Source organism: Lewinella sp. IMCC34183 (assembly GCF_003390915.1).
Lineage (GTDB): Bacteria > Bacteroidota > Bacteroidia > Chitinophagales > Saprospiraceae > Neolewinella.
The window spans coordinates 328,817-351,560 of the sequence record NZ_QMEM01000005.1; the positions used below are offsets into that span (position 1 = coordinate 328,817).

General features: G+C 63.4%; 17 protein-coding genes. 11 read left to right on the forward strand and 6 right to left on the reverse strand.

Annotated elements, in window-relative coordinates; translation table 11 throughout:
* Positions 1-96: 96 nt before the first annotated feature.
* The 4 genes from DQG19_RS13195 (at position 97) to DQG19_RS13210 (ending at position 9,210) form a co-directional block, all read left to right on the forward strand.
* A complete protein-coding gene (locus DQG19_RS13195) occupies positions 97-1,128 on the forward strand; it encodes a hypothetical protein (protein ID WP_116126728.1) in 1,032 nt (343 codons plus the stop codon).
* Between the two features lie 49 nt (positions 1,129-1,177).
* Complete coding sequence (locus tag DQG19_RS13200; RefSeq protein WP_116126729.1) at positions 1,178-2,875, forward strand: ArnT family glycosyltransferase; 1,698 nt, start codon at positions 1,178-1,180, stop codon at positions 2,873-2,875.
* A 105-nt stretch (positions 2,876-2,980) separates the two neighbouring features.
* On the forward strand, positions 2,981-7,957 hold the full coding sequence (locus DQG19_RS13205; RefSeq protein ID WP_157974494.1) for a C25 family cysteine peptidase: 4,977 nt from the start codon (positions 2,981-2,983) through the stop codon (positions 7,955-7,957).
* A gap of 146 nt (positions 7,958-8,103) precedes the next feature.
* Positions 8,104-9,210 carry a hypothetical protein gene (locus DQG19_RS13210; protein WP_116126731.1) on the forward strand — a complete coding sequence of 369 codons (1,107 nt, stop codon included), beginning with the start codon at positions 8,104-8,106 and terminating at the stop codon, positions 9,208-9,210.
* Between the two features lie 78 nt (positions 9,211-9,288).
* Here the strand turns inward: DQG19_RS13210 and DQG19_RS13215 are convergent, their stop codons facing one another.
* Positions 9,289-11,037, reverse strand: a complete 1,749-nt coding sequence (locus tag DQG19_RS13215; protein ID WP_157974495.1) for a sulfatase-like hydrolase/transferase — start codon at positions 11,035-11,037, stop codon at positions 9,289-9,291.
* Positions 11,038-11,127: 90 nt separating this feature from the next.
* Here DQG19_RS13215 and DQG19_RS13220 point away from each other — a divergent pair, with 90 nt between their 5' ends.
* The 4 genes from DQG19_RS13220 to DQG19_RS13235 all read left to right on the forward strand — a co-directional run bounded on the left by DQG19_RS13220 (position 11,128) and on the right by DQG19_RS13235 (position 14,648).
* A complete protein-coding gene (locus DQG19_RS13220; protein WP_157974496.1) occupies positions 11,128-11,775 on the forward strand; it encodes a hypothetical protein in 648 nt (215 codons plus the stop codon).
* Between the two features lie 93 nt (positions 11,776-11,868).
* The gene (gene mqnE / locus DQG19_RS13225) at positions 11,869-13,059 is read left to right on the forward strand and encodes an aminofutalosine synthase MqnE (protein WP_116126734.1); all 1,191 of its coding nucleotides are present in this window, start codon (positions 11,869-11,871) and stop codon (positions 13,057-13,059) included.
* A gap of 171 nt (positions 13,060-13,230) precedes the next feature.
* Positions 13,231-13,857: a histidine phosphatase family protein gene (locus tag DQG19_RS13230; protein WP_232826520.1), complete on the forward strand. Its 627-nt coding sequence runs from the start codon at positions 13,231-13,233 to the stop codon at positions 13,855-13,857.
* Positions 13,851-14,648, forward strand: coding sequence for a menaquinone biosynthetic enzyme MqnA/MqnD family protein (locus DQG19_RS13235; RefSeq protein ID WP_116126736.1), 798 nt, complete (start codon positions 13,851-13,853; stop codon positions 14,646-14,648). Before DQG19_RS13230 ends, DQG19_RS13235 begins: the two co-directional genes overlap by 7 nt.
* 12 nt (positions 14,649-14,660) lie before the next feature.
* Here the strand turns inward: DQG19_RS13235 and DQG19_RS13240 are convergent, their stop codons facing one another.
* The 4 genes from DQG19_RS13240 to DQG19_RS13255 all read right to left on the reverse strand — a co-directional run bounded on the left by DQG19_RS13240 (position 14,661) and on the right by DQG19_RS13255 (position 19,140).
* Positions 14,661-16,622: a M56 family metallopeptidase gene (locus DQG19_RS13240; protein WP_116126737.1), complete on the reverse strand. Its 1,962-nt coding sequence runs from the start codon at positions 16,620-16,622 to the stop codon at positions 14,661-14,663.
* Positions 16,615-17,001, reverse strand: coding sequence for a BlaI/MecI/CopY family transcriptional regulator (locus tag DQG19_RS13245; RefSeq protein WP_116126738.1), 387 nt, complete (start codon positions 16,999-17,001; stop codon positions 16,615-16,617). The genes DQG19_RS13240 and DQG19_RS13245 overlap by 8 nt, the downstream gene beginning before the upstream one ends.
* Before the next feature lie 397 nt (positions 17,002-17,398).
* Positions 17,399-18,448 carry a sensor histidine kinase gene (locus DQG19_RS13250; RefSeq protein WP_116126739.1) on the reverse strand — a complete coding sequence of 350 codons (1,050 nt, stop codon included), beginning with the start codon at positions 18,446-18,448 and terminating at the stop codon, positions 17,399-17,401.
* Positions 18,449-18,450: 2 nt separating this feature from the next.
* On the reverse strand, positions 18,451-19,140 hold the full coding sequence (locus DQG19_RS13255) for a response regulator transcription factor (RefSeq protein ID WP_116126740.1): 690 nt from the start codon (positions 19,138-19,140) through the stop codon (positions 18,451-18,453).
* 103 nt (positions 19,141-19,243) lie between these two features.
* On the opposite strand from DQG19_RS13255, the gene DQG19_RS13260 reads away from it, so the two are divergent.
* The 3 genes from DQG19_RS13260 (at position 19,244) to dnaX (ending at position 22,024) form a co-directional block, all read left to right on the forward strand.
* A complete protein-coding gene (locus tag DQG19_RS13260) occupies positions 19,244-19,741 on the forward strand; it encodes a SixA phosphatase family protein (protein WP_157974497.1) in 498 nt (165 codons plus the stop codon).
* Positions 19,738-20,070: a hypothetical protein gene (locus DQG19_RS13265; protein WP_157974498.1), complete on the forward strand. Its 333-nt coding sequence runs from the start codon at positions 19,738-19,740 to the stop codon at positions 20,068-20,070. Before DQG19_RS13260 ends, DQG19_RS13265 begins: the two co-directional genes overlap by 4 nt.
* A gap of 214 nt (positions 20,071-20,284) precedes the next feature.
* Positions 20,285-22,024, forward strand: a complete 1,740-nt coding sequence (dnaX, locus tag DQG19_RS13270; protein ID WP_116126743.1) for a DNA polymerase III subunit gamma/tau — start codon at positions 20,285-20,287, stop codon at positions 22,022-22,024.
* Positions 22,025-22,027: 3 nt separating this feature from the next.
* On the opposite strand, the gene DQG19_RS13275 is transcribed toward dnaX, so the two are convergent.
* On the reverse strand, positions 22,028-22,729 hold the full coding sequence (locus DQG19_RS13275; protein WP_116126744.1) for a TVP38/TMEM64 family protein: 702 nt from the start codon (positions 22,727-22,729) through the stop codon (positions 22,028-22,030).
* Between the last annotated feature and the right edge of the window lie 15 nt (positions 22,730-22,744).

Sequence of the window (22,744 nt, forward strand, 5' to 3'; positions counted from 1 at the left end):
GACTCCCCGGCTTTTTCCCCTGCCGCCCCTGTCGGGTGCGGACCGGACGCGCCTATCCCTTAGGCTACATCACTATCACTATGAACCAATTTGATTATGAACAACATCTACACTGTCTTACGTATTTTTCTTTGTGCACTTCTGCCGTACGCCCTCGCTGCGTCGGCGGATTGTGCCACGTGTACCGTCACCAAGAAAAACGGTAAGCTGCACTACTCCGAAGCCTGCAGCAGCCCCAAGTCGGTCTGTACGATCGACCTCGCCCGCGACCTGGGCAGCGTGGACCTGCTAACCTTCGTAGACCTGCGCGAGGTGACCGTCATCCTGGGTGAGGGTACTTACCCCAAGTTCCTGTCCTCTACCCTGGTGTCTGCGGGCACCTACTTCGAGACCGACCTCACCGACGGGGTACACGTAGGGCTCGACGTAGTTGCCGCGGCCGGCAACCGGGAGCGGATCCGCGGCCTGGAGTCAGTCGGCTTCCTCAACGGAATCCTGCTCGACCTGAGCGCGCTGATCTGTCTTAACATCGACATCAACCTGTTCGGAGGTTCGGGGTCCTACATAGGGCCCTGCACCCTGGGTGACCGGGTGGTGTTCCCGGTCGAGCTGCTGAGCTGGACCACCGAGCCTACCGCGGCGGGCCTCGCATCCGACTGGCAAACCGTTTCGGAACGGGAAGCTGACTATTACCGGCTGCTGCACTCGACCGACGGGGCGACCTTCACCGAACTTACGCGTATCCCGGCCGCCGGTACCACCGACGGGCTCAGCACGTACAACTACGTCCACGGCGACCCGAGTCCCGGTGTCAATTACTACCGACTCGAGCAGTACGACTACGACGGTACGGTACATACCCTCGGCGTCCGTACGGCCCGCTGGTCGGGGACCGGGGCGGACCGGATGACGGCCTACCCCAATCCCGCCAGCCCCGGTGCCCGGATCCGCCTGTCCACCGCGGCCGGTGACCACGCCGAGGTACGGCTGGTCGGCCCCACCGGCCGGGTAGTGCGTTCCTACCGCCTGCCGGACAGCGGTGAACTTACCCTGCCTACCGACCTGCCATCCGGTTGTTATTACCTGCAACGCGGGGAGACGGCTATGCGGCTTCTCGTTTCCCGGTAAGCCGACGGGTAGCATGGGGCCGGGCCGGGGGAGATAGTACCTTTGCAGGATGCAATCGTCCTTTCCCCCGCTCCGGCCCCGGTGGCTGCTGCTGGCCTGGCTCGTCCTTAACCTGGTGCAGGCCGCCCTGTCGCCGCTGGATCCGGACGAGACCTACTATTGGATGTACGCCGGTGCCCTGGACTGGGGCTACTTCGACCACCCGCCCGCGGTGGCCGTACTCGTCGGCCTCGGCCGCGACTGGCTTCCGGGATCGCTGGGCCTGCGCCTGGGACACGTACTGGCCGGCACGGCCACCGTTGCCGCTCTCTACCGGCTCCTCGGCCGACCGACCGGCTCCCCGCTCCTGCTGGCTGCGCTGCTCATCCTGGCCCAGCCCATGCTCCAGGTCTACGGGTTCATTGCCACTCCGGACGGCCCGCTCCTCCTGTTCACTACGCTGTACCTGCTGGCTTACCGCCGGTTCCTGCGCGAGCCGACCCTGGCCGCGGGGGCGGTCTGGGGGCTCACCATGGCCGGCCTGATGTACAGCAAGTACCACGGGGCCATCGTCATTTTTTTCAGCGTGCTGCCCAATTTGTCCTTCCTCCTCCGCCGCCCCGGGGCGTGGGTCGCGGCGCTCGGCGGGATCCTGCTGTTTTTTCCCCACATCTACTGGCAGTATGCCAACGATAACCCCTCGTTGCGCTACCACTTCAGCGGACGTAATGCGCCCTACCGCCTGTCCTTCACCCTGCAGTATATCGGCAACCAGCTGCTCGTGTTCAGCCCGCTGCTGCTCTACCACTACTGGCGCACCTTTACCGTCAGTCGGGCCGCCGATTCGTTCGAGCGGGGATGTCGCTGGCTGGTGTTGGGCGTTCTGCTTTTTTTCCTGCTCTTTACGGCAAAGGGTCGGACGGAGGCCCACTGGACGGCCGCCCTGGCCGTTCCGCTGGTCTACCTGGTATTCCGGGAAGCCACGCGGCACCCGGCGTGGCAGCCCGCCCTGCGCCGGCTCTGCCTGGCCACCGCTATCCTGCTGCTGGGAGCCCGCCTGCTGCTGATCGCGCCGCGGGAGTGGCTCCCCTTCGCCAAGCCCTTCGATAACGCGCCATGGGTGGAGGACTTGCGGGACCGGGCCGCGGGATTGCCAGTGATCTTCGAGAACACCTACCGCCTGGCGTCCCTGTACCAGTTTTATTCGGGCGGCGAGCCGGGCTTCACCCTGACGGACGTGGACTACCGCCCCAACCAGTACGACCTGTGGCGGGGAGACACGACCCTGCGGGGCGATACCGTGTTACTGGCCGGGCAGGCCAACTGGGAAATGCCGGGCACCACCCCCTTCCGGGCCGGGCGGGTGTCCCTGCTTCTCCGTGAGGTCCCCGACTTCCAGGTGGCCCGGTTAGCCCGGTTGCGGACGCAGTCTCCCCCGCCAGACGTGCTTCGGTACGGGACCGACGCCGAAGTGACCGTTTATGCGCGCTCGCCGGTGCCGGTGAAGCTACGGGCCGCCCTTCCGGTTTGGCTCTACGCCGTCCTGCACTACTCCGACGGAAGCGTCGTTTTCTGGCGCCTGCGCCCGCTGGCCACCGAAAGGTTGCCGGCCGGGGAAGAGCGGCGGCTGTACCGCGGCCCGCTGGCGGTACCCCGGGATGCGCCCGCTGGGGAAGTCAGCCTCAGCTTTGCCCTAGGATACCGGGGCATGCCGCCGCTGGTGGCGCAGAGCGAGCCGAGCAAGGTCACCGTTCGGGCTAGGCGGTAAGCCGTCCGCCCCCGGACAATTATCCCGGCCGGGCCGTATAGTCGCGGCCCGGAATGACGTTACCTTTAACGTACCTCCTGCTTTATGCCGGCCGAACCTCCCTTTATGCAGCGCATTTTTACCTTTCTGTTCCTCTATTTCGCCTTTACCGCCTGCCTGCAGGCCCAGATTCCCACGAGCGGAGATACTCTGTTCGGCAACGAGTGGATCACGCCCGGACAAGTACACCTGCGCATTGATGTCGCCGACGATGGCTTCTACCGGATCGACCCGGATGCCGTGGCCGCGGCCGGCCTGCCGGCCACGGAAAGCGACGCCCAGCGCTACCGCCTGTACCACTGTGGCCAGCCCGTACCGATCGAGGTCAGTGAGGGGCGGATCTCATTTTACGGCAAGCGGACGCGGGGCGAGATGGACACCCTGCTTTTCCCGGGCGGGCGGGACGAACTGCTGAACCCCCGGTACAGCATGTATACGGACACGGCGGCCTACTACCTCACGACCACCCCGGCCCTGGAAGCCGGCGAGCGGTACGCAGCCGGTACCGCCGGCAGTACCGGCCCGGCAAGCGCGACGATCCGCCGCACCGCGGAGCAACTGTTCACCGACCAGCAGAGTAAGTACTACCGCCGCAGCTCCGGCTCCACGATCATGTTCTCTCACTACGAGCTCGCCGAAGGCTATGGTCTGCTGAACAACAACCAACTGCTCAGCAGCAACGGCTCCACCATATCCGCCGCCGAGGTCAACCTGCCGAACGGCGTCGCGGGAACCATGGACGTAACGGTTCGTTTCGGCCTGGCCTTCGGGGACACCCACCAGCAGCGGGTGAGTATCAACGGGGCGACGGTCGATGAACTTACGTCCGAAGACTGGAGCGTGACCGAGCGGACCTATACCGTCAGCGGCAGCGGTACCCGCGCCACCCTGCGCATGGAGGGCCTGGCCGGTAAACAGGACAAGGCCAACCTGGCCTACGTGCGGGTAGAGTACCCCGCGACGCCCACCCTGACCGGCGACCAGTTACGCTTTCACCTTCCGGCCGGGGATGCGGTCTCCCTGGATTTCGGAACCGCGGGCGCATCCGCCCGTCTGTACGATCTGACCAACGGTACCGTATACACCCCGGCCGGCGGCACCTTCGCGCTTCCCGGCAGCGGGGCGCGACGAGAGTTCGCGCTCGTCCGGGCTTACCTCGCCCCGGTGGCCGCGGTGCCGGTTTCCTTCGCTGATCTTCTTCCGGATGCGGGCGATACGTACCTGCTCCTGACGAGTCGTCGCCTCGCCGGGACCGGCGTGGAAACCCTGGCCGCGTACCGCGAAACGCCCGTGGGGGGCGGACACGGCGTTCACGTGGTATACGTGGAGGACCTCTACGAGCAATTCGGGTACGGCATTCGCCGTCACCCCCAATCCATCCGCAACTACCTGGCCGGCGCCTACCGGCGGGCGCCGGGGCTCGACTTCCTCTTCATCGTAGGAAAAGGGCGGGAGTACCTCAATCTGCGGAAAACGCAAGGACTGGCCGAGGCCTGGTCCACCTTTTTCGTGCCCAGCTTCGGCGTACCCGCCTCCGACAACCTCCTGTCGGCGGAACTCAACAGTATCGTGCCCCGCCTGGCTACGGGACGCCTCGCGGCGATCACCCCGGAGGAGGTACTCCTGTACGCCCGCAAACTCATGGCCGTGGAACGGCAGATCACCGAGGCCGGCCAGAACATCACGGACCTCGACTGGATGAAGCAGGCGCTCTTCCTCGGCGGCGGGGGCTCCGTCGCCGAGCAGGAGTACATCCGCTACAACCTGGGCACCATGCAGCGGATCTTTGAAACAAGCAAATTTGGTGGAAACGTCACCAATGTCTTCCGTACCAGCAGCGAACCCATCGAAGACGCGCGGCAGGAGATCATCTTTGACCGCATCAACGCGGGCACTTCCCTCATCGTCTTTCACGGCCATTCCAGCAGCCAGGGCTTCGACTTCAACATCGACAACCCCGAAAACTACGACAACGTCAACCGCTACCCCTTCATGATCAGCCTCGGCTGTTACAGCGGAGACGCCTTTACGGAAGCCCGAAGCATCAGTGAGCGGTTCATTTTTCTCGAAGACGGCGGTGCCGTGACCTTTGCCGCCTCGAAGGGGCTCGGGTACATCAGTGCCCTGGGTACCTTCGGCCGCGCGGTCACCAATCACCTGAGCAACGACCAGTATGGAATGGGTGTCGGCTCGGCCATACGCAGCGCGATCGCCGACTACGCCACCACCACCAACTTTACCCTGGGCATCTTGCTGGAGCAGTTTGCCCTCAGTGGCGACCCGGCCTTCCGCCTGCACCCCCGCCCCGGCCCCGACCTGGTCGTGGACCCGGCCTCGGTAGCCTTCGAGCCCCGGGTGGTACCCGCACAGGATACCGGCTTCACGGTCCGGTTGCGCCTCCTCAACCTCGGCACGCGGGCGGAGACCCTCCCCGACAGTACCGTACTCCTGTTCCGGCAGCAACTCCCCTCCGGAGAGATACGCGAGCTGGGCCGCCGGACCGTGGCCGTACCCCACTACGACGAGGTGCATGACTTCCTGCTACCTACCGTGGGCCTCGAGGCGGTAGGTGCCAACCGCCTGCTGGTAACGGTCGACGTGGACGGCACCCTCACCGAACTGCCCGGCCCGGCGGCCGAGGCCAACAACGAATTGATCATCGGGAACCAGCCCGGCGCGCCGCTCACCGTAGTGGCAAACTCCGCCAAGACCGCCTTCCCTCCCGACTTCGCGCTCGTGGGCCCCGGCGTGGAACTCATTGCCGGCTCCACCGATCCCCTGGCCCCCGAACGGACCTACCGGATACAACTGGCTGCCGATCCGAATTTTGCCACCCCCCTCCTGGACGAGGAACTCACCTCGCCCGGAGGCGTACTGCGCTACCGGCCCCAACTTACCTTCGCCGATAGCACCACCTACTACTGGCGCATCAGCCCCGACAGCAGCCGCACCGACGACGAGGGCTACCTCTGGGACCAAAGCAGTTTCACCTACGTCGCCGACCGGCCGGCGGACAAGGTGGGTTACGCCATTCAGGACCCCGGACAGTTTATCCGCGGAGAATCCGAGAACATCAACCTGTCGGCCACCCAGCCCGACTGGAATTTCGCCCGGACCGCCAACGACGTAGAAATTTATAATGGCGTCTATGAGGACCGAGCCATGCCGCGGCTGGCCCTCAACGGGCTGAACCTGAACTCGCCCCACCCCTGGAAAATCCTCGTAGGCATTCAGGTGTTGGTCATCGACAGCATTTCAAATGCGCGCTGGTACCCTAACCCCGGGGACGGCCAGTACAACACCCCGCCGGGTCGCGCTTCGGTCTGGAGCTTCGACACCCGGGAGGAAGCGGGCCGCGAGGGACTCGTCAACTTCCTGGACGAATATGTACAGGAGGGGCAGTACGTGCTCCTCTGGAGCGTGCAGCGGGGCAAGGACCTGGAGTACCACGGTCCCGAATGGCAACAGGATTCCCTCTCGCTCGGCCGTACGGTCTACCAGGTACTAGAGGAGCAGGGAGCCGAACAGACGCGTCTCCTGGAAAGTCTCGGATCGGTGCCCTATACGTTCATCTTCCAGAAAGGACTGGGTCCGATCGCCGAAGCGGTGGCCACTTCCCAGGACGCAAACACCCACGTGCTCTTCCCCATCCGCGAGAACTGGGCCGACGGCCGCTACGCCGGCCCGCGGGTTGGCCCCTCCCTGGAGTGGCGCTCCCTGCGGACCCGCTTTCAGGACCGCAGCATCGGAGAAGCTGACAGCTGCTATTTCCGGTTGTACGGCTTCGACCGGGAAGGAAACCGGTCCATCATCCGCGAGCAGGGCCTGCCGATCCGTTCGATCCGCAGCTTCACCTTCGACCTCACCGACGTCGACGCGGCAACCTACCCCTACCTCCAGCCCGAGTTTCTCCTCCTGGACGAGACCGACCGCACGGTAGCGAGCCTGGACGATATTTACTTCGATTATCAGCGCCCGGGTGACGCGGCCATCAGTCCCGCCGTGGCCTATTCCGTACCCGAGCGCCTCGATCAGGGCCAGCTCGCCCGCCTGGAAGTAGGTTACGAAAACCTGACGCCTACGCCCATGGACAGCCTGCTGGTGCAGCTCACCGTTTACGATGCCCAGAACAACGTCACGCTACTGCGCCGTCGGGAACCCCCGCTGGCGGCCGGCGGCAGCGGCGTTGCTGCTTTCGACCTGCCCACCCAGGAACTCAACACCTCCCTGCGGGTCGAGCTGCGCCTCAACCCCGACGACGACCAGCCCGAAGACATACTGTTCAATAATCGCATGAATACCGACCTGGGCGTCGGGCTCGACTACGTAGCACCCGACCTGAAGGTGTACTACGACGGGCGGACCATCCGCGACGGCGAGCTGGTCAGCGCCACCCCCGAAATCCGTATTCAGCTGCGCGACGAGAACGAGTTCCGCCGCCTGACCGATTCAAGTGCCTACTACCTGCGCCTCGCCTACCCCGACGGTGCCAAGGAAACCGTGCGCCTCTCCGACGAGCGCGTGGAGTTCGTACCGGCGGGCCCCGACGGGGACAATATGGCGGAGATCTTTTTCCGCCCGGAACTCACGAACGATGGCATCTACTCCCTTACGGTCCGGGCCACCGACCGGGCCAATAACCCGGCGGGGCGGCTGGACTACGAGCAGCGCTTCGAGGTGATCAACCAGCAGCTCATCGCCAACGTACTGACCTACCCCAACCCCTTCACCACCCAGACCCGCTTCGTTTATACCCTGACCGGCAGCGTGGCTCCGGAAGTCTTCCGCATTCAGATTATGACGGTTTCCGGGCGCGTGGTTCGCGACATCGACCTGCTGGCCTATGAAAACATTTCCGTCGGCACCCACCAGACCGATTTCGCCTGGGACGGTACCGATGAATACGGAGATCTGCTGGCGAATGGTGTTTATTTGTATCGCGTGATTACTTCCGACTCCAACGGCAGCGCGCTCGAAAAGCACGATAATGGCACCGACCAATATTTCGATAATGGATTCGGCAAGGTCGTTATTCTGCGCTAGTCACCGTGTCAGGTCCCTCGAGTAGTACACAACCGGAAACCGCATCCCCCCCGTCCTTGCCGCGGCAGTGGCTTAAACTATCGCTTTGCGTTTTCTCCATTTTCCTTTTTAACTACGTAGTACCCAGTGATCTCAACAACTGGACGTTGAGCCTGAATTTCTCGATAGACCCCCTGCTCACCGACGAGGTGATGCGCCAGGAAACCGAATGGCGATACCATAATTCCGAATTCGGGCGGCGTCCGTTTATGCTGTCAGTAATGCGATACGGGACACGGTGGACGGGAATACCGTCTCCCCTTTTCTTTTCTCTGGTTCAGTTTCTAGGATACCTCGGCTGCTTAGTTGCGTTGCACCGGCTTACCTGTTTTGTGTGGCCCGGTCAACGAATCCCGCCGCTGACACTGCTCCCCTTTGTTCTGATCTTCCCAAGTGTCTTTTTATTCACGGCTCATGCACACACCTACAATGACCTTTATCAGTATATAGCCATCACGCTGCTGATGCTATTCGCCATTAGCCATCGACCCTTCCCGGCATTATTGATGGGGTTCCTTGCCTGCATCATTCGGGAGAGCAGTCTTTTCTTTTTACCCGTACTGATGTATTTACTGAGCCGGTACGCTTATTGGTCCCCGTGGAAAGCGGTAGCAACCGTCGCCGTGACCGCTTGCTTAAGCGTGCTGTTCCTCTACCTGTACCTTCCCGAAGAAGTCGTAGACGCTACCGTGGCGTTTAGCCATAAGCAACGATTTGGAGCCTGGCGGGAGAATTTTGGCACCTTGTCAGATGCCAGTGAAACGCTGGTGCTCACGGTTATCATTTTGGTTCCTTTTGCTGCCGTCGCGTGGCGATTCCGTTCTCAGATAGGGAATAATGCCTTGCACAAGGACCTTGTTTACTGCTCCTTATTCGTCGCACTTGTCAATACCCCGATCGTCTACGCTGCAGCCCTGGCCCGGGAAGCCAGGTTACTCGTGCTGCCCCTGCTGCCGTTACTCCCCGTAGTCTGCCCGATATTGCTGCAGTGCTGGAAACGGGGCGACGTCGCATCCCAGAAAATTTCGCTGCTTCAGGGAGTTGGGGCGCTCTTGCTTGGGTTGGCAGTTGCCCTGATCTACCAGCCGTCCGTAGGGGGTACCGGTTACTTTTACCGGGCATACGTATTTGTGTGGGTGGCCGGCTGGTCTCCTTTGCTGCTTCGACTAGTTACAAACCGCCTGGAACAGGTCGACGTTTCCCCCACCAGATAGGCTCTGGGCCACGCGATCAGGAGACGGCAGCGTATCGGCACAGCCGTACGGAAACCAACCAGAATTTCGGGCAGACCTTCATCCTTCACCGGCCTCCACCCGCCGGAGGTCGACCTCTTTGATCCATAGAGCGGACCCTGCCGACCCGCCAGATCCGGAAATCCGCAGCCGGTGTTCACCTGCCGGCACCGTGATCTCCCCAACCTGCCGCACGGCCCACCCCCTCGGCAGCACTTCCTTGCGCGGTACCCGGTCGTGCACGGGCAGCGTCTCGGTGACGGCTACTGGCAACGTCGGGGTAAGGGAAGCCGCCTCCGAAACGCTCACGCTAATGGTCAGCGGGTCCGGTGCATCCAGATGATACCGTACCGTAACGGCAAAGCGTGCGGCGGAATCCAGGACCACCGGCCAGTAAGCACCCCGGTCGTCGACATTGACAAAGAAATCATTCGCCCATCCGTAAGGATCGCTGAAGTGGGTATTGCCCAGGGGCTCCCCCTCATGGGCCAGCAGCCGGACCGTCCCCTCCCCCGCATCCAGGTCGATCGGGGGAGCTACCCGGTCCGGCCGGCCGATACCGGCGGCAACGTCCCGGTAGCTCTCCCGCATCCGCCGGCCCGGCGTACCGGGCCGGCCGTAGATATCGGTTTGCTGGCCGGGGTCATCCCGCAGGTCGTACAGCTCGTCCGACAGGCTGTCCCGGGCTACGTAGAGGTAGCGCGCGTCGCGCATGCTTCCCGGATAGCCGGTATAGACCGGCCCCTGCCCGAAGGCGTACACGTAGCGGTCGGCCAGCGTGTCGCCGCGCAGCAGGGGCAGCAGGCTAATGCCGTCGAGGCCGTCCGGCACCGGCAGGCCCAGGTAATCGAGCACCGTAGGCAGCAGGTCGACGTGGGCGGCCGGCGTATCCACGACGCGTCCGTTGGCCGGGTCCGCTCCGGGCATGAGCAGGCCGAAGGGTACCCGCACGCCCCCCTCGTCGACGTGTCCTTTGGTGCCCCGCAGGCCCCGGCGGTAGCGGTCGCCGTTGGGTCCGTTATCGGAGGCGAAGATCACGAGCGTGTTATCCAGGAGCCCGGCCTCGGACAGCGTATCCAGCAGCCGGCCTACGCGGTCGTCCACCGATTCGACCATCGCGTAGATCCCGGTATTGTAGTCCGTTAGCCCCCGCGCGGCGACCCCGTCCCAGTAGCGGTCGGCCACCTGCACCGGAGTGTGCGGTGCCTGGTACGCCAGCATACAGAAGAAGGGGGCATCCGAGTTCAGCATGAAGTGAGCCGCGGAATCGGTGAGGATTCCCGTGAGGTCGCCCTGGAAGGGTACCGCTTCGTCGTGCTCGTTGCGCAGTTCTCCAACGAAGTAGTCGTTGAGGTGACCCAGGGTGAAGCCCAAAAACTCGTCAAATCCCTGCCCGGCCGGGTGGTAGGGGAAGGTGGCCCCGTTGTGCCACTTGCCAAACAGCCCGGTCCGGTAGCCCGCCCGCTTCAGGTACTCGGGCAGGGTGACCACGGCGTCGTCCATCGTTTCCTGGCGGCGGGTGACAAAGATGGCCCCGGTGCGCGGGGCGTACTGCCCGCTCAGAAAACTGGCCCGGGTGGGGGCGCAAACCGGGCTCACGTAAAAGCGCTCGAAGCGTACGCCCCGCCTCAGCAGCCGGTCGAGGTGGGGGGTGCGGATGGAATCGTTGCCGGCCAGGGAGAGGTCGCCGATGCCCTGGTCGTCGGTGAGGATGAACAGCACGTTCGGCGGCGGCGGGTCCGCGGAGCGGGGGCCGGGGCCGCAGGTGCAGAGCAGCAGCCCGAGGAGACAAAGCACGAGGGTTCGCATGCCCGATGACGTTGGCCAAGATTGGCGTAAGTAAGGTACGGCGCGGGGCGGCGGCGGCAGTATATTGTAGTCCGGCCACCCCCCTAGCCTATGATCCCAGTTCGCCGCCCCACGCTGCTGCTCTGCCTGCCCCTGCTCTGCCTGCTCGGCGCCGCGCGGCTGGGTGGCCAGTCCCTGCTGCGGCAACTGGCCGACGAAGTATGCGAATGCCTGGGTACGGGCGAGATCGTCTATCCCCGCCTGCAGGCCGGCCGGTGTATGGAGAACGTAGCCCGGGCGCATCCCCGCCGCATCCAGGAGGAACTGCGCCTCACCGTGACCAGTGCCGGCGACCGGGAACGACTGAGCGAACTACTGATCGAGCCCCTCGCCGAGCACTGCAACGCCCTCCGGCGGCTGGCGGAGCGCGCCGCAGACCCGGAGCCGCGCTACAGCGACATCCCCCTGCTCCGGCAGCGAGCGACGTCGCCCTACGCCAAGGAGCCGCCGCCGGACGGCCCCGCCGCTACGGTGGCCACTCCGGCCAATCGCCGCCTGGTCAGCGGAAGGCTAGTGGCCATCGGCCGCGAGGAATTTACGGTGCGGCTCCCCGGGGGCGAACGGCTTACGCTGCGTTATAACCACCGGCAACTCCGCCGGGCCGGGCCCCGCGTCGGGGAAACGCTCAGCTTCACATACTACCTGGACTGGACCGCCGAAGCCGGTCGCGTCGTCCCCACCCTGGGCGAGCTCCGGTAAGCCCCGGCAAGACTTTCTCGCAAGAACCCATTTTCAAAAAAAACTGAAAGTTGGGAGAGGTGTTGTATTACGGACGCCCCCAAGTGTAACCGTATGAATACCCCTTGCCTTTCCACCATCCTTCAGGACCCGAAACTCCCGCCGCACCTGCGCACCGTCGCCCAAAAGGTGAACGACGGCGAGCGGATCACCCCGGCGGAGGGGTTGATGCTGTACGAGGAAGGACCTCTCGGCTACCTCGGTGCCCTGGCCAACCATGTGCGCGAGCGGATGCACGGCGACCGGACCTACTTCAACCGCAACTTCCACGTGGAGCCGACCAACGTGTGCCTCTACACCTGCACCTTCTGCAGCTACAGCCGCCGCATCAAGAAACGGGAAGACGGCTGGGAGTACTCCCTGGAAGACATTATGGACATCGTACGCAAGTACGACGACCAACCCGTCACCGAAGTACACATCGTGGGGGGCGTGCTGCCGCAGTACGACGTGCCCTTCTACGCCGAGCTGTTCCGGCAGATCAAGGCCCACCGGCCGGACCTGCACGTGAAGGCCCTTACGCCGGTGGAGTACCACTACATCTTTAAGAAGGCCAAGATCAGCTACGAGGAGGGCATGGCCCTGATGAAGGAAGCCGGACTGGAAAGCATGCCCGGCGGCGGCGCGGAGATTTTCGCGCCCGAGATCCGCGATCAGATCGCCGGTGGCAAGTGTACCGGCGAACAGTGGCTGCGCATTCACGAGATTTGGCACGAGCTGGGCATGCGCTCCAACGCGACCATGCTCTACGGCCACATCGAGGAATACCGCCACCGCGTCGACCACCTGGAGCAGCTGCGTCAGCTGCAGGATAAGACCGGCGGCTTTCAGACCTACATCCCCCTCAAGTTCCGCAACGAGAATAACGAGATGAGCCACCTGCCCGAGAGCACCACGGTGGAGGACCTGCGCAACTATGCCATCGGCCGCATCTACCTCGACAACTTCGACCACGTGAAGGCCTACTGGCCGATGATCGGCCGCACCACCGCCCAGCTGAGCCTCGCCTTCGGCGTAGACGACCTGGACGGCACCATCGACGATACGACCCGCATCTATAGCATGGCCGGCGCCGAGGAAAAGCACCCCGCCATGAGCACCGAGGACCTGGTCAAGATGATCCGCGCCGTCGGCCGCAAGCCCATCGAACGGGACACCCTCTACGGCATCGTGGAGGATTACACGGACGCGGAGTTTTCGGACGATAAGCTTTACCGGGGATACACGGCGCTACCAGTGGTGTAGGATGTACAAATTACCATGTACAAATTACCAATTACAATTTGCGCGGCTGCTCGCTTCGCTCGGGGTACATGGAAAATTACTGAATAGATTATTGGCTGTGACGCAGAGACGAGCGTCAGCGAGCAAAGCCGTCAAATGGTAAATGGTGCATTGTAAATGGTAAACGGTAAATTGATCTACATCGTAAGGCACGGGGAAACCGACTACAACCTCCAGGGGATCGTACAGGGCAGCGGCGTGGACGCCAGCCTTAACGACACCGGGCGGGAGCAGGCGGGCCACTTCCACACGCGTTACGGCGATGAGCCCTTCGACCTGGTGATCACCAGCGGACTGAAGCGGACGTGGGAGACCGTTTCCCACTTCATCGACGGGGGACTGCCCTGGGAAAAGCACGAGACGATCAACGAGATGTGCTGGGGCAGCCACGAGGGCAAGAAGGGCACCCCGGAGAGCATCGCGGAGTACCAGCGCGTGAAGGAAGGCTGGGGCGAGGGCAAGCTGGACGCGCGCATCGGCGGCGGGGAGAGCGCCCGCGAGATGGGCGACCGCCTGGAGCGCTTCATCGAGCACCTGAACGAACGCCCGGAGCAGAAGATCCTCGTGTGCAGCCACGGCCGCGCCATGTGCGGCCTGGTCACCCTCATGATGGGCCGCCCGCTGGAGCGGATGAATGAGCTCCGCCACAGCAACCTGGGCCTCTGGGTCGCCGAACAGCAGCCCGACGGCCACTACGAATTCATCGTACAGAACGACCGGGCCCACCTGCCCGCCGCCCCAAACCAGGAAAGATGGTAGCCGACAAGCACCGCATGGTAGCCGTAAGTTACCTGAACACCAAGCCCCTGCTGTACGGCCTGCTGCGCAGTCCCGTCAGCGAGCAGCTGGACATGAACCTGGCCATCCCGAGCGAGTGCGCCCGCCAGCTGGTGGCCGGCGAGGCCGATATCGCCCTGGTACCCGTGGCGGTACTGCCCGAGCTGCCCCGCTACGAGATCATCAGCGACTACTGCATCGGGGCCGACGGAGAGGTGGCCACCGTGTGTATCTACGGCGAGGTGCCGCTGCACGAGATGACCCACATTTACCTCGACCACCACAGCCGTACCTCGGTGATGCTGGCCCGCCTGCTGCTGGAGGAATACTGGGAGCACGAAGTGACCTTCCTCAACGCCCGCGAGGGCTATATCGACCGGATCGGGGGCACCACCGGCGGACTGGTGATCGGCGACCGCACCATCGGGCTCGCCGGCCGCTTCGCCCACGTGTATGACCTGGGTACGGCCTGGAAGGACCATACGGGATTGCCCTTCGTCTTCGCGGCCTGGGTGACGACCGCCGACCTGACGCCGGAGTTCATCGCCGAGTTCAACGCGGCACTCCGGGAGGGGTTGGAGCATTTGCCGCAGTTGCAGCTGTTGCTGCCCTCCCCCAGCCCCGACTTCAGCCTGGAGGAATACTTCACCCACCACATCGACTATGCGCTGGACAGCGGGAAGCGGGCGGCACTGAAGCGTTTCCTCACCTACCTGCGGACACACGCCGGTGGCTACGAGGTGGCTGGCACCCGAACCGGAACGTTTGGGTAGTGGCCGCCGCCGCTACCGGTCTATGTTGAGTTCCATCGTTACTCCCCGGCCCCAGCTCTTGCCCGTTTCGGCTTTCCACAGCTTATTGAATTGGTTGTAGGCCGCCCGTCCGAGCTCCTTTCCGTTGACCTGCAGGCTGCCCCGCTCGATGCGTATGCGCCGGAGCGGTTCGTCGCCCAGATCGCCCGCCGCCTTCAGTTGGTTGATGACCCGCCCGATACGGGAATCGAGCCTGCGCATGTCGGGGGTAGGGTCCGTGGCCCAGTCATCTTCGATCTCCCGCTGCTGCTGGCGTATGTTCTCGAGTTGGGCCTCCAGCAGCGCGCGGCGCGCCTCCAGCATTTCGAGGGTGGAGGTGGTGCGGATGTCGATCAGCTGGGAATCAACGCGCATCGACGAATGGTGAGGGGGCATCGCGCCGAGGGCGTCGAGGGCGTGTTGCCGCACTTCTGCGGGTTCGAAGTGGCGGTAGTCCAGCCGGGGCACGGATGCCATGATGGAGTCCAGGTTGACGGATTCGAGCGCCTGGAATGCTATTCTACGCAGGCTATCGGGGGAAAAGTCGAAGGACCAGTTCTCTCCCGCCCGGAGAGAGTGCTCGCCGTTGCGCAGTGATTCCCCGGCGATGCGCAGCGACTCATTGCCAAAGCGCAGCATGCGGAGCGCGGAGGCGAAGCTGTCTTCCGGAAAGTAGAACGCAGTGGGCTCCGCACGGGGTGCGGGGGTGCGTATACCCAGTAATTCCTCGGCCTGCGCCTCGTACTCCGGAAAATCTTCTTCCGGGATGACCTGACCGTCCAGTTCGAGTTCCCGGATGCTGCCGTCCTCGACGCGCAGCCGGGTGGTCTTGCCGTTGGAGATCCGGGTGACTTGGTGGGTACCCTGCGGCAGGGTATCGGCGGGCGGGGCCGCGGGTGCGGGGGCCGTGGGGAGCTCGGCAGATGGCTCGGCTCCCCCTTCGGTGGGCGCATAAGCGGCCGACGCGGCCAGGGTCAGGAGTGCAAAGAGGGGCAGCAGGAGCAGGCGGGCGTTCATGGTGTATATTTTTTCTTGGTGATGAATGAAGCGACGCACCCGGTCCAGCAGGCGGCTGCCGTCGGTGAGGGCCAGGACAGCGGGTCCCGTTGCCCGGGCGTGCTCGCTGAAGTAGAGAAGCGCGCGGGCGTACGCCAGCCGGCCGCCCCCGTACCGCAGCACGGTATCGTCGCAGCAGTTTTCCCGTTCCTCGCGGACGCGGGCGCTGATCCAATGGATGGCCGGGTGGTAATAGAAAAGTACCTCGATGAAGCACTGCAGGGGGTGCAGCAAATGGTCGTAGCGCTGCAGGTGAGCCAGTTCGTGCAGGATAGCGGCTTCGGCCTCGTCGGGGGGGAGGTGGGTGATCAAGACGGCCGGGAACAGCAAGATCGGTCGGAGGTGGCCCACCAGCATCGGCCCGCTGATGGCATCGCTAATGCCCAGGCGCAACCTGCCGCGGATACCCAGCCGGGCCGCCAGGCTCCTAACCTGTCCGTAGACGGCCGCGTAGGGCCCGGTCGGAGTGACCGGTCGGGCGTGGCGCGCCACGCGACGGGCTCCTACGTAAGCACTGAAGAGCCGCAAGCCACCAACCAGCATACTCAGCAACCAGCAGCCTACCAGAACAGCCAGCCAGAACTCCGGCAGTGCCCAGAAGGCAGGAGCGGGAGTGGCGGCGGTCACGACCACTGTCGTGGCCGGGACGGGCCATCCCACCACCAGGGCAACCTCCGCCGGCGACACCGGCACGTAAACGTAGCGGAAGGTGCACACGGACAGCAATACCTGTAGCAGCAGGAGTGCGAAGCCGAGGCGGTAGCGAACTTCCGCCGCGCAGCGCCCCACGCGGGAGATGCCCCACAGCAACAGGGCCAGTAGGCTGGCCTGCCAGAAGGAGTGCAGTACGGTTAGGCCGGCGGCATACCAGCTGGCGTAGGTGATCAGCGCATCAGTCATGGTGGTCTTCCTTTTCGAGGCTTTCGATGAGCCGCTTGATTTCGGCCAATTCTTCCGCCGAGGCCTCGCCCCCGCCGAGGGCCCGCAACACCAGCTGGGTGCGCGAGCCGCCAAAGGTGGAGTCGACGAAGCGGCGCAGCAGACCGCGCTGCGTGTGCTCCTGCCCCGCTACCGCCGAATAGACGTGGCTGCGCGCAGAAGTGTCACGGTCGACCAGCCCCTTGTCCGCCATCAGCTGCATGAGCTTGAGGGTGGTGGTATAGCCGACGGGCTTATCACTCGTTTTATTCAGCCGGTCGTTCACCGCCCGAACGGTCGCCGGCCCGTCGGACCACAATACGCGTAAAATGGCCAGTTCGCCTTCGGTGGGTGCTAACATATACGAATCGTTTCGTACAAATATATACGAAGGATTTCGTAGTTGCAAGCGATCAAGGAATGAATTTTGAAGGATTGAATAGTGGATAGGCCCGTGCCTCCCTACACAGCATGGGTTGAGCGCCTCCCTGCGCGACCATTGGTGCGTTGCTGCATTGCTGCATTGGCCCACAGAATTGCGCACGCAGCATAAAGGGTTGACCCCCCTCCCTGCGCGACCATTGGTGCGTTGCTGCGTTGCTGCATTGCCCACAGAATTGCGCACGCAGCATAAGCGGTTGACCCCCCTCCCGGCGCTATACTGGTCAGATATAATTATCGTGTAAAACCATCACAATGGCCTGCGGGAATGCCCTACGCGCCCATTCACTAATTCACTCCCTCACTAATTCACCCCTTCAAGCCTTAGCCAGCGTAATCCCAAACGTAGACCCCAGTCCGGGCGTACTGCGCACGTTGATCGTCTGCTGGTGGGCTTCCATGATGTGCTTCACGATGGACAGGCCGAGTCCGCTGCCGCCCTTCTGCCGGCTGCGGCTCTTGTCGACCCGGTAGAAGCGGTCGAAGACGTGGGGCAGGTGCTTCTCGGGGATGCCGATGCCGTTGTCGGCTACCTCGCAGAGGATGTAGGTCTCCATATCGTAGAAGCCGAAGCGGGTGGCGCCGCCCTGGTTGCCGTACTTGAGGGAGTTGCTCACGAGGTTGACCAGCACCTGCCGGATGCTCTCGCGGTCGGCGCTGACCATGAAGCCGGTGTCGGCCCCGGGCTTGAACCCCAGGGTGATGTGGTTCTGCCGGCTCTTGAGGTCGAGCTCCTCGACTACCTCCTGGGCGAGGTCCTTTATGTTGAAGGGCTCGAAGTCGAACATGAGGTCGCCGCTCTCGAGGCGGCTGATGGCGCTGAGGTCCTCCACGATGGTCTGCAGCCGCTCGACGTTCTTGGCGGCCTTCTTGATGAAGGACTTGGTGATCTTCTTGTCGTCGTAGCCGTGGTCCATGAGGGTATGCAGATAGCCCTGAATGTTAAAGATGGGTGTCTTGAGCTCGTGGCTGATATCGCCCACATACCGGCGGCGGTACTCGGCGAAGCGCTCGTACTGGTCGAGTTGTTCCTGCTGGTTCTCGGCCCACTCGGCCACCTCCTGCTCGACGTCGTCGATGATCGGCTGGTCGGGGTCGATGCCCTCGCGCTTCACGTCGGTGCTCACCTTCTGGCTGTGGATGGTCTTGTAGATCAGCTTAATCTTGCGGTAGATGTAGCGATCGAGGGTACCCAGCACGATGTAGTAGCTACCGACGAAGGTAGCCGGGCCGACCAACAGCACCGGCAACCAGCTGAAGGGGACCGACGGGAGCGCGAAGATCAGCAGCAATACGCCCTCGGTCGCCAGGGCGATGTAGAGTCCGGCACGGATGGAAATTTCCCGGGGGGTACTGTTCTTCAGCATGGTTAAAACTCGAACTTATAGCCGATGCCCTTGATGGTCTTAATGTAGTGATCGCCGAGCTTCTCGCGCAGCTTGCGGATGTGGACGTCGATCGTCCGGTTGCCGACGATGACGTCGGTGCCCCACACCTTATTAAAGATCTCCTCGCGGCTGAAGACCTTGCCGGGCTTGGAGGCCAGCAGGGTCAGCAGGTCGAACTCCTTTTTGGCCAGTTCGATGCGTTCCTTGCCGCGGCGCACCACGATCTGCTCGAGGTCGATCTCGAGGTCGCCGATGGAGATAAAGTTGCTGTCCTCTTCTTCCTCCTGCCGGGCGTTGCGGCGCAGCAGGGCCTTCACCCGGCTGATGAGTACGCGGGGGCGGATGGGCTTGGTGATGTAGTCGTCGCCGCCCGTGTCAAGGGCCGCGATCTGGCTGTAGTCCTCCTCGCGGGCCGTCAGAAAGGTGATGATGGTGTTGTCGAAGGTGGCATCGGCGCGCAGTTGCCGGCACACTTCCACGCCATCCATGACGGGCATCATGATGTCGAGGACGATCAGGTCGGGGCGAAATTCGCGGGCCTGCGCGAGGCCTTCCTCCCCGTTGCCGGCGGTCGCTACCTCAAAGCCCTCCTTGCGCAGGTTGAACTCGAGAATTTCCAAAATATCCGGTTCATCGTCTACCAGAAGTATCTTCGCCGGGGCATCGCTCATGTCGGGTGTAGTTATATAAGGGACAAAAGTAGGCTCCCCGTATGGCTTACACCTTAACTCCGCGTTAATTGCAGGTAAACCCCTGCCGAATAAACCCCCTACCGTGAAAGAAGTCTATCTCATCCGTCACGCTAAAAGTAGCTGGGCGGACCCCAACCAAAAGGACCACGACCGCCCCCTGAATTCCCGCGGCAAGCGCGATGCCCCCGATATGGCTGCCCGGCTGGCCAAGACCGGCCTCAAGGTCGACGGTATCCTCACCTCCAGCGCCAAGCGTACCCGGCAGACCGCGAAGGTCTTCGCCGAAGCCTTCGGCCTGGGCAAGTCGCGCATCGTAAAGGAGAAGAAGCTGTACCACGCGGGGCCCAAGACCATCCAGAAGTGCATTCAGGACCTCCCGGAGGACTGGTCCACCGTCCTGGTCTTCGGCCACAACCCGGGCTACACCGAGGCGGCCAACGCGCTCCAAAACGACGACTACATCGGCAACGTGCCCACCTGCGGCATCATCGGCAGCCGCCTGGAAACAAAGAAGTGGTCGAAATGGACCCTCGCCGATGCCACCCGCACGGCGTTTTACTACCCCAAGCAGAAAAAGTGACGCCTATCGTCCGTTGTCTCCCGCCCCTGTTGCTGCTCCTGACGTGGGGCTGCGCCAACGTGTCGCCCGGACCGCCGCCCGCCGACCTGGGCGAACTGGGCATCATCGTAGCCGAACTGCAACTGGCCGAGGCGATCGCCGCCGAAGTGCCGGTTATCGTCCGCGACAGCATGCAGAAGGTCTACTACGATTCCGTCCTGGCCGAGCACGGCTATACCCGCGAGTCCTTTGACAGCATCATGTGGATCATCCGCGACGAGCCCGTCTGGATCGATTCGGTCTTTACGCGGGCCGGGGAGGTTGTTGCCCGGGATATGGCTGAGATGTAGGGGGCTCGCTGCGCTCGTAGTAGATGCTCGCTGCGCTCGCGGTAGAAGAATGCTGATGACTGCGTTTCCTGACCCGCACGTTCTACCGCGCAAAGCGCCGTCTACCCCGCAAAGCGCCGTCTATCCCGTGAAGCGCCTCTACCGCGCAAAGCGCCGTCTACCGCGCAAAGCGCCGTCTACCCCGCGAACGAAGTGAGCCGTATCTTCGCCCCCAATGAGCCACTTCGTAGTCTCCGCCCGCAAGTACCGCCCCGTCCGCTTCGATGAAGTCGTCGGGCAGCGGCATGTGTCGCAGACCCTGAAGAACGCCCTGCAGACCGACCACCTGGCCCACGCGTTCCTGTTCTGTGGCCCGCGTGGCGTCGGAAAGACCACCTCGGCCCGTATCCTGGCCAAGGTGCTCAACTGCGAGAACCGCACCGAAGACTACGAGCCCTGCAACACCTGCCCCAGCTGCGTAGCCTTTAATAACAACGCCAGCCTCAACATCACGGAGCTGGACGCGGCCAGCAACAACTCCGTCGACCACATCCGGGCGCTGACCGAGCAGGTCCGCTTCCAGCCGCAGCAGGGCGAATACAAGGTGTTCATCATCGACGAGGTGCACATGCTCTCGCAGCAGGCCTTCAATGCCTTTCTCAAGACCCTGGAGGAGCCGCCGCCGTACGCCATCTTCATCCTGGCCACGACCGAGAAGCACAAGATCATCCCCACCATCCTGTCGCGGTGCCAGATCTTCGACTTCAAGCGGATCCAGCCCAACGACATCATCGAGCACCTTCAGGGCATCTGCCAACAGGAGGGGATCACCGCCGACGAGGACGCCCTCCACATCATCGCCCAGAAGGCCGACGGGGCCCTGCGGGACGCCCTGTCCATTTTCGACCGCATCGTAAGCTTCAGCGGCGACAGGATCGAATACGCGGCGGTGATCGAGAACCTGAACGTCCTCGACTACGACTACTTTTTCCGGGCCGTCGACTACCTCCTGACCGAGGACCGGGCCGGCATGATGCTGCTCTTCGACGAGGTGCTCAAGCACGGCTTCGACGAGGACCTCTTCCTGAGCGGACTGGCTGCCCACCTGCGCGACCTCCTCGTGTGCAAGGACTCCGCCACCCTGCAGCTGCTCGAGGTAGGCGAACGCCTCCGCGAACGCTACCACCAGCAGGCCGGCATCGCTCCGGCCGACCTGTTGCTCACCGCCCTCGACATCGCCAACGCCTGCGACCTGGGCTTCCGTACGGCCCGCAACAAGCGGCTGCACGTCGAGATGAGCCTGCTGCGCATGGTCACGATCCGGCGCGCCTTTCGCAACGAGCCCGTAAGCCTCGCGCCCGCCGGAGAATCCCCCGCACCCGCGGCCGCGCCGGAAAAAAAAAGCCCTGAACCGGCGGCCGCCGAACCCGAGACCGCACCCGCCGCGCCCGAACCCGAACTGCCCAACGAGCAACCCCCGGTAAGTCCCATGGCACCCCCGCCCGGCATCCCCGGCCCGGCGGCCTTCGCCAGCGTGGACATGAACAGCCTCATCGCCGAGGCCGAGGAGGAGGTCGGCCGCAGCCTGCCCGACGAAGAACTGCCCCCCCTGGACGACGAGCACCTGCGCGGCGCCTGGGACGTTTTTCTTGCCGAACAGCACGGCACGACCCTCGCCGTGTACCTCAAACAGGCCCTGCCGTCCGTCAGGGGCGAGGGGGAAATCGTGATCCGGGTCGGCTCCGCCCGCGCCCACGCCTCCCTGCGCGACGACGACAGCCTCATCGCCCACCTGCGCAAGACCTTCGAGCGGCCGAACCTGGTGATGCTGCTGGAGCACGACGAAAGCCTGAAACCGGTACAGGTACAGACCAAAAAGCGCCTCACCGCCAAGGACAAGTTCCTGGCGATGCGGGAGAAGAACCCCGCCCTCGACGAGTTGCGGCGGCGCTTCGACCTGCGGCCGGAGGAGTAGTTCCTAGGCGTCCGCCGGCTTGCGGAAATATTGGATGGCCAGGTAGATGACGTAGGCGACCAGCCCGCCGCCGCCCACCCAGATCAGGATGCTCTTCAGCTGCTCGATGTCCTGGCTGAAGAAGGCGATCAGGATCGTGAGCGGTACGATGCCCGCCAGGGTGGCCGCCAAGAAGCGCAAGTAGCCCATCTTGATCATGCCCGCCACGAAGCTGATGGCGTCGTTGCTCAGGAAGGGGGCCAGCCGAAAGAGCACCACGGCGCCCATGCCGTAGTCATTGACGGTCTTTTCCAGTTTGTCTTCGGTACTCTCGCCCACCAGTTCGGTCAGGGCGGCCTTGCTGAGCCCGCTGCCGATACCGTAGCCGACGGTGGAGGCGATCACTACCGCGACCACCGACAACAGCCCGCCCCACACCGGCCCGTAGGCCAGAATGGCGATGATCATGAGTAACCAGGAGGGCACCACGATCAGGAACATTTGCACCGTCATGATGAGGATCACGACTACCGGTCCCCAGAAACCGAACTGCCGCACGTATTCCGTGATGCGGGGCTTGTCTCCGCTGCTGATCACCGCGTAGCCCTGCTGTACCTCCTCCTCAAAGGAGGGTACGGCGAAGTAGCAGACGATCAGGCCGAGAAAAAGCAGGCCCGAAATGCCGTAGACGTAATACTGGACGCGGGAGGAGGAAGATCGGCTCATAGGAGATAGTGGGGG

Bases quoted from the DNA above. Each gene is read 5' to 3' on its own strand.
- DQG19_RS13195 (WP_116126728.1), top strand. From the start codon at position 97: ATGAACAACATCTACACTGTCTTACGTATTTTTCTTTGTGCACTTCTG.
- DQG19_RS13200 (WP_116126729.1), top strand. From the start codon at position 1,178: ATGCAATCGTCCTTTCCCCCGCTCCGGCCCCGGTGGCTGCTGCTGGCC.
- DQG19_RS13205 (WP_157974494.1), top strand. From the start codon at position 2,981: ATGCAGCGCATTTTTACCTTTCTGTTCCTCTATTTCGCCTTTACCGCC.
- DQG19_RS13215 (WP_157974495.1), bottom strand. From the start codon at position 11,037: ATGCGAACCCTCGTGCTTTGTCTCCTCGGGCTGCTGCTCTGCACCTGC.
- DQG19_RS13220 (WP_157974496.1), top strand. From the start codon at position 11,128: ATGATCCCAGTTCGCCGCCCCACGCTGCTGCTCTGCCTGCCCCTGCTC.
- mqnE (WP_116126734.1), top strand. From the start codon at position 11,869: ATGAATACCCCTTGCCTTTCCACCATCCTTCAGGACCCGAAACTCCCG.
- DQG19_RS13235 (WP_116126736.1), top strand. From the start codon at position 13,851: ATGGTAGCCGACAAGCACCGCATGGTAGCCGTAAGTTACCTGAACACC.
- DQG19_RS13240 (WP_116126737.1), bottom strand. From the start codon at position 16,622: ATGACTGATGCGCTGATCACCTACGCCAGCTGGTATGCCGCCGGCCTA.
- DQG19_RS13245 (WP_116126738.1), bottom strand. From the start codon at position 17,001: ATGTTAGCACCCACCGAAGGCGAACTGGCCATTTTACGCGTATTGTGG.
- DQG19_RS13250 (WP_116126739.1), bottom strand. From the start codon at position 18,448: ATGCTGAAGAACAGTACCCCCCGGGAAATTTCCATCCGTGCCGGACTC.
- DQG19_RS13255 (WP_116126740.1), bottom strand. From the start codon at position 19,140: ATGAGCGATGCCCCGGCGAAGATACTTCTGGTAGACGATGAACCGGAT.
- dnaX (WP_116126743.1), top strand. From the start codon at position 20,285: ATGAGCCACTTCGTAGTCTCCGCCCGCAAGTACCGCCCCGTCCGCTTC.
- DQG19_RS13275 (WP_116126744.1), bottom strand. From the start codon at position 22,729: ATGAGCCGATCTTCCTCCTCCCGCGTCCAGTATTACGTCTACGGCATT.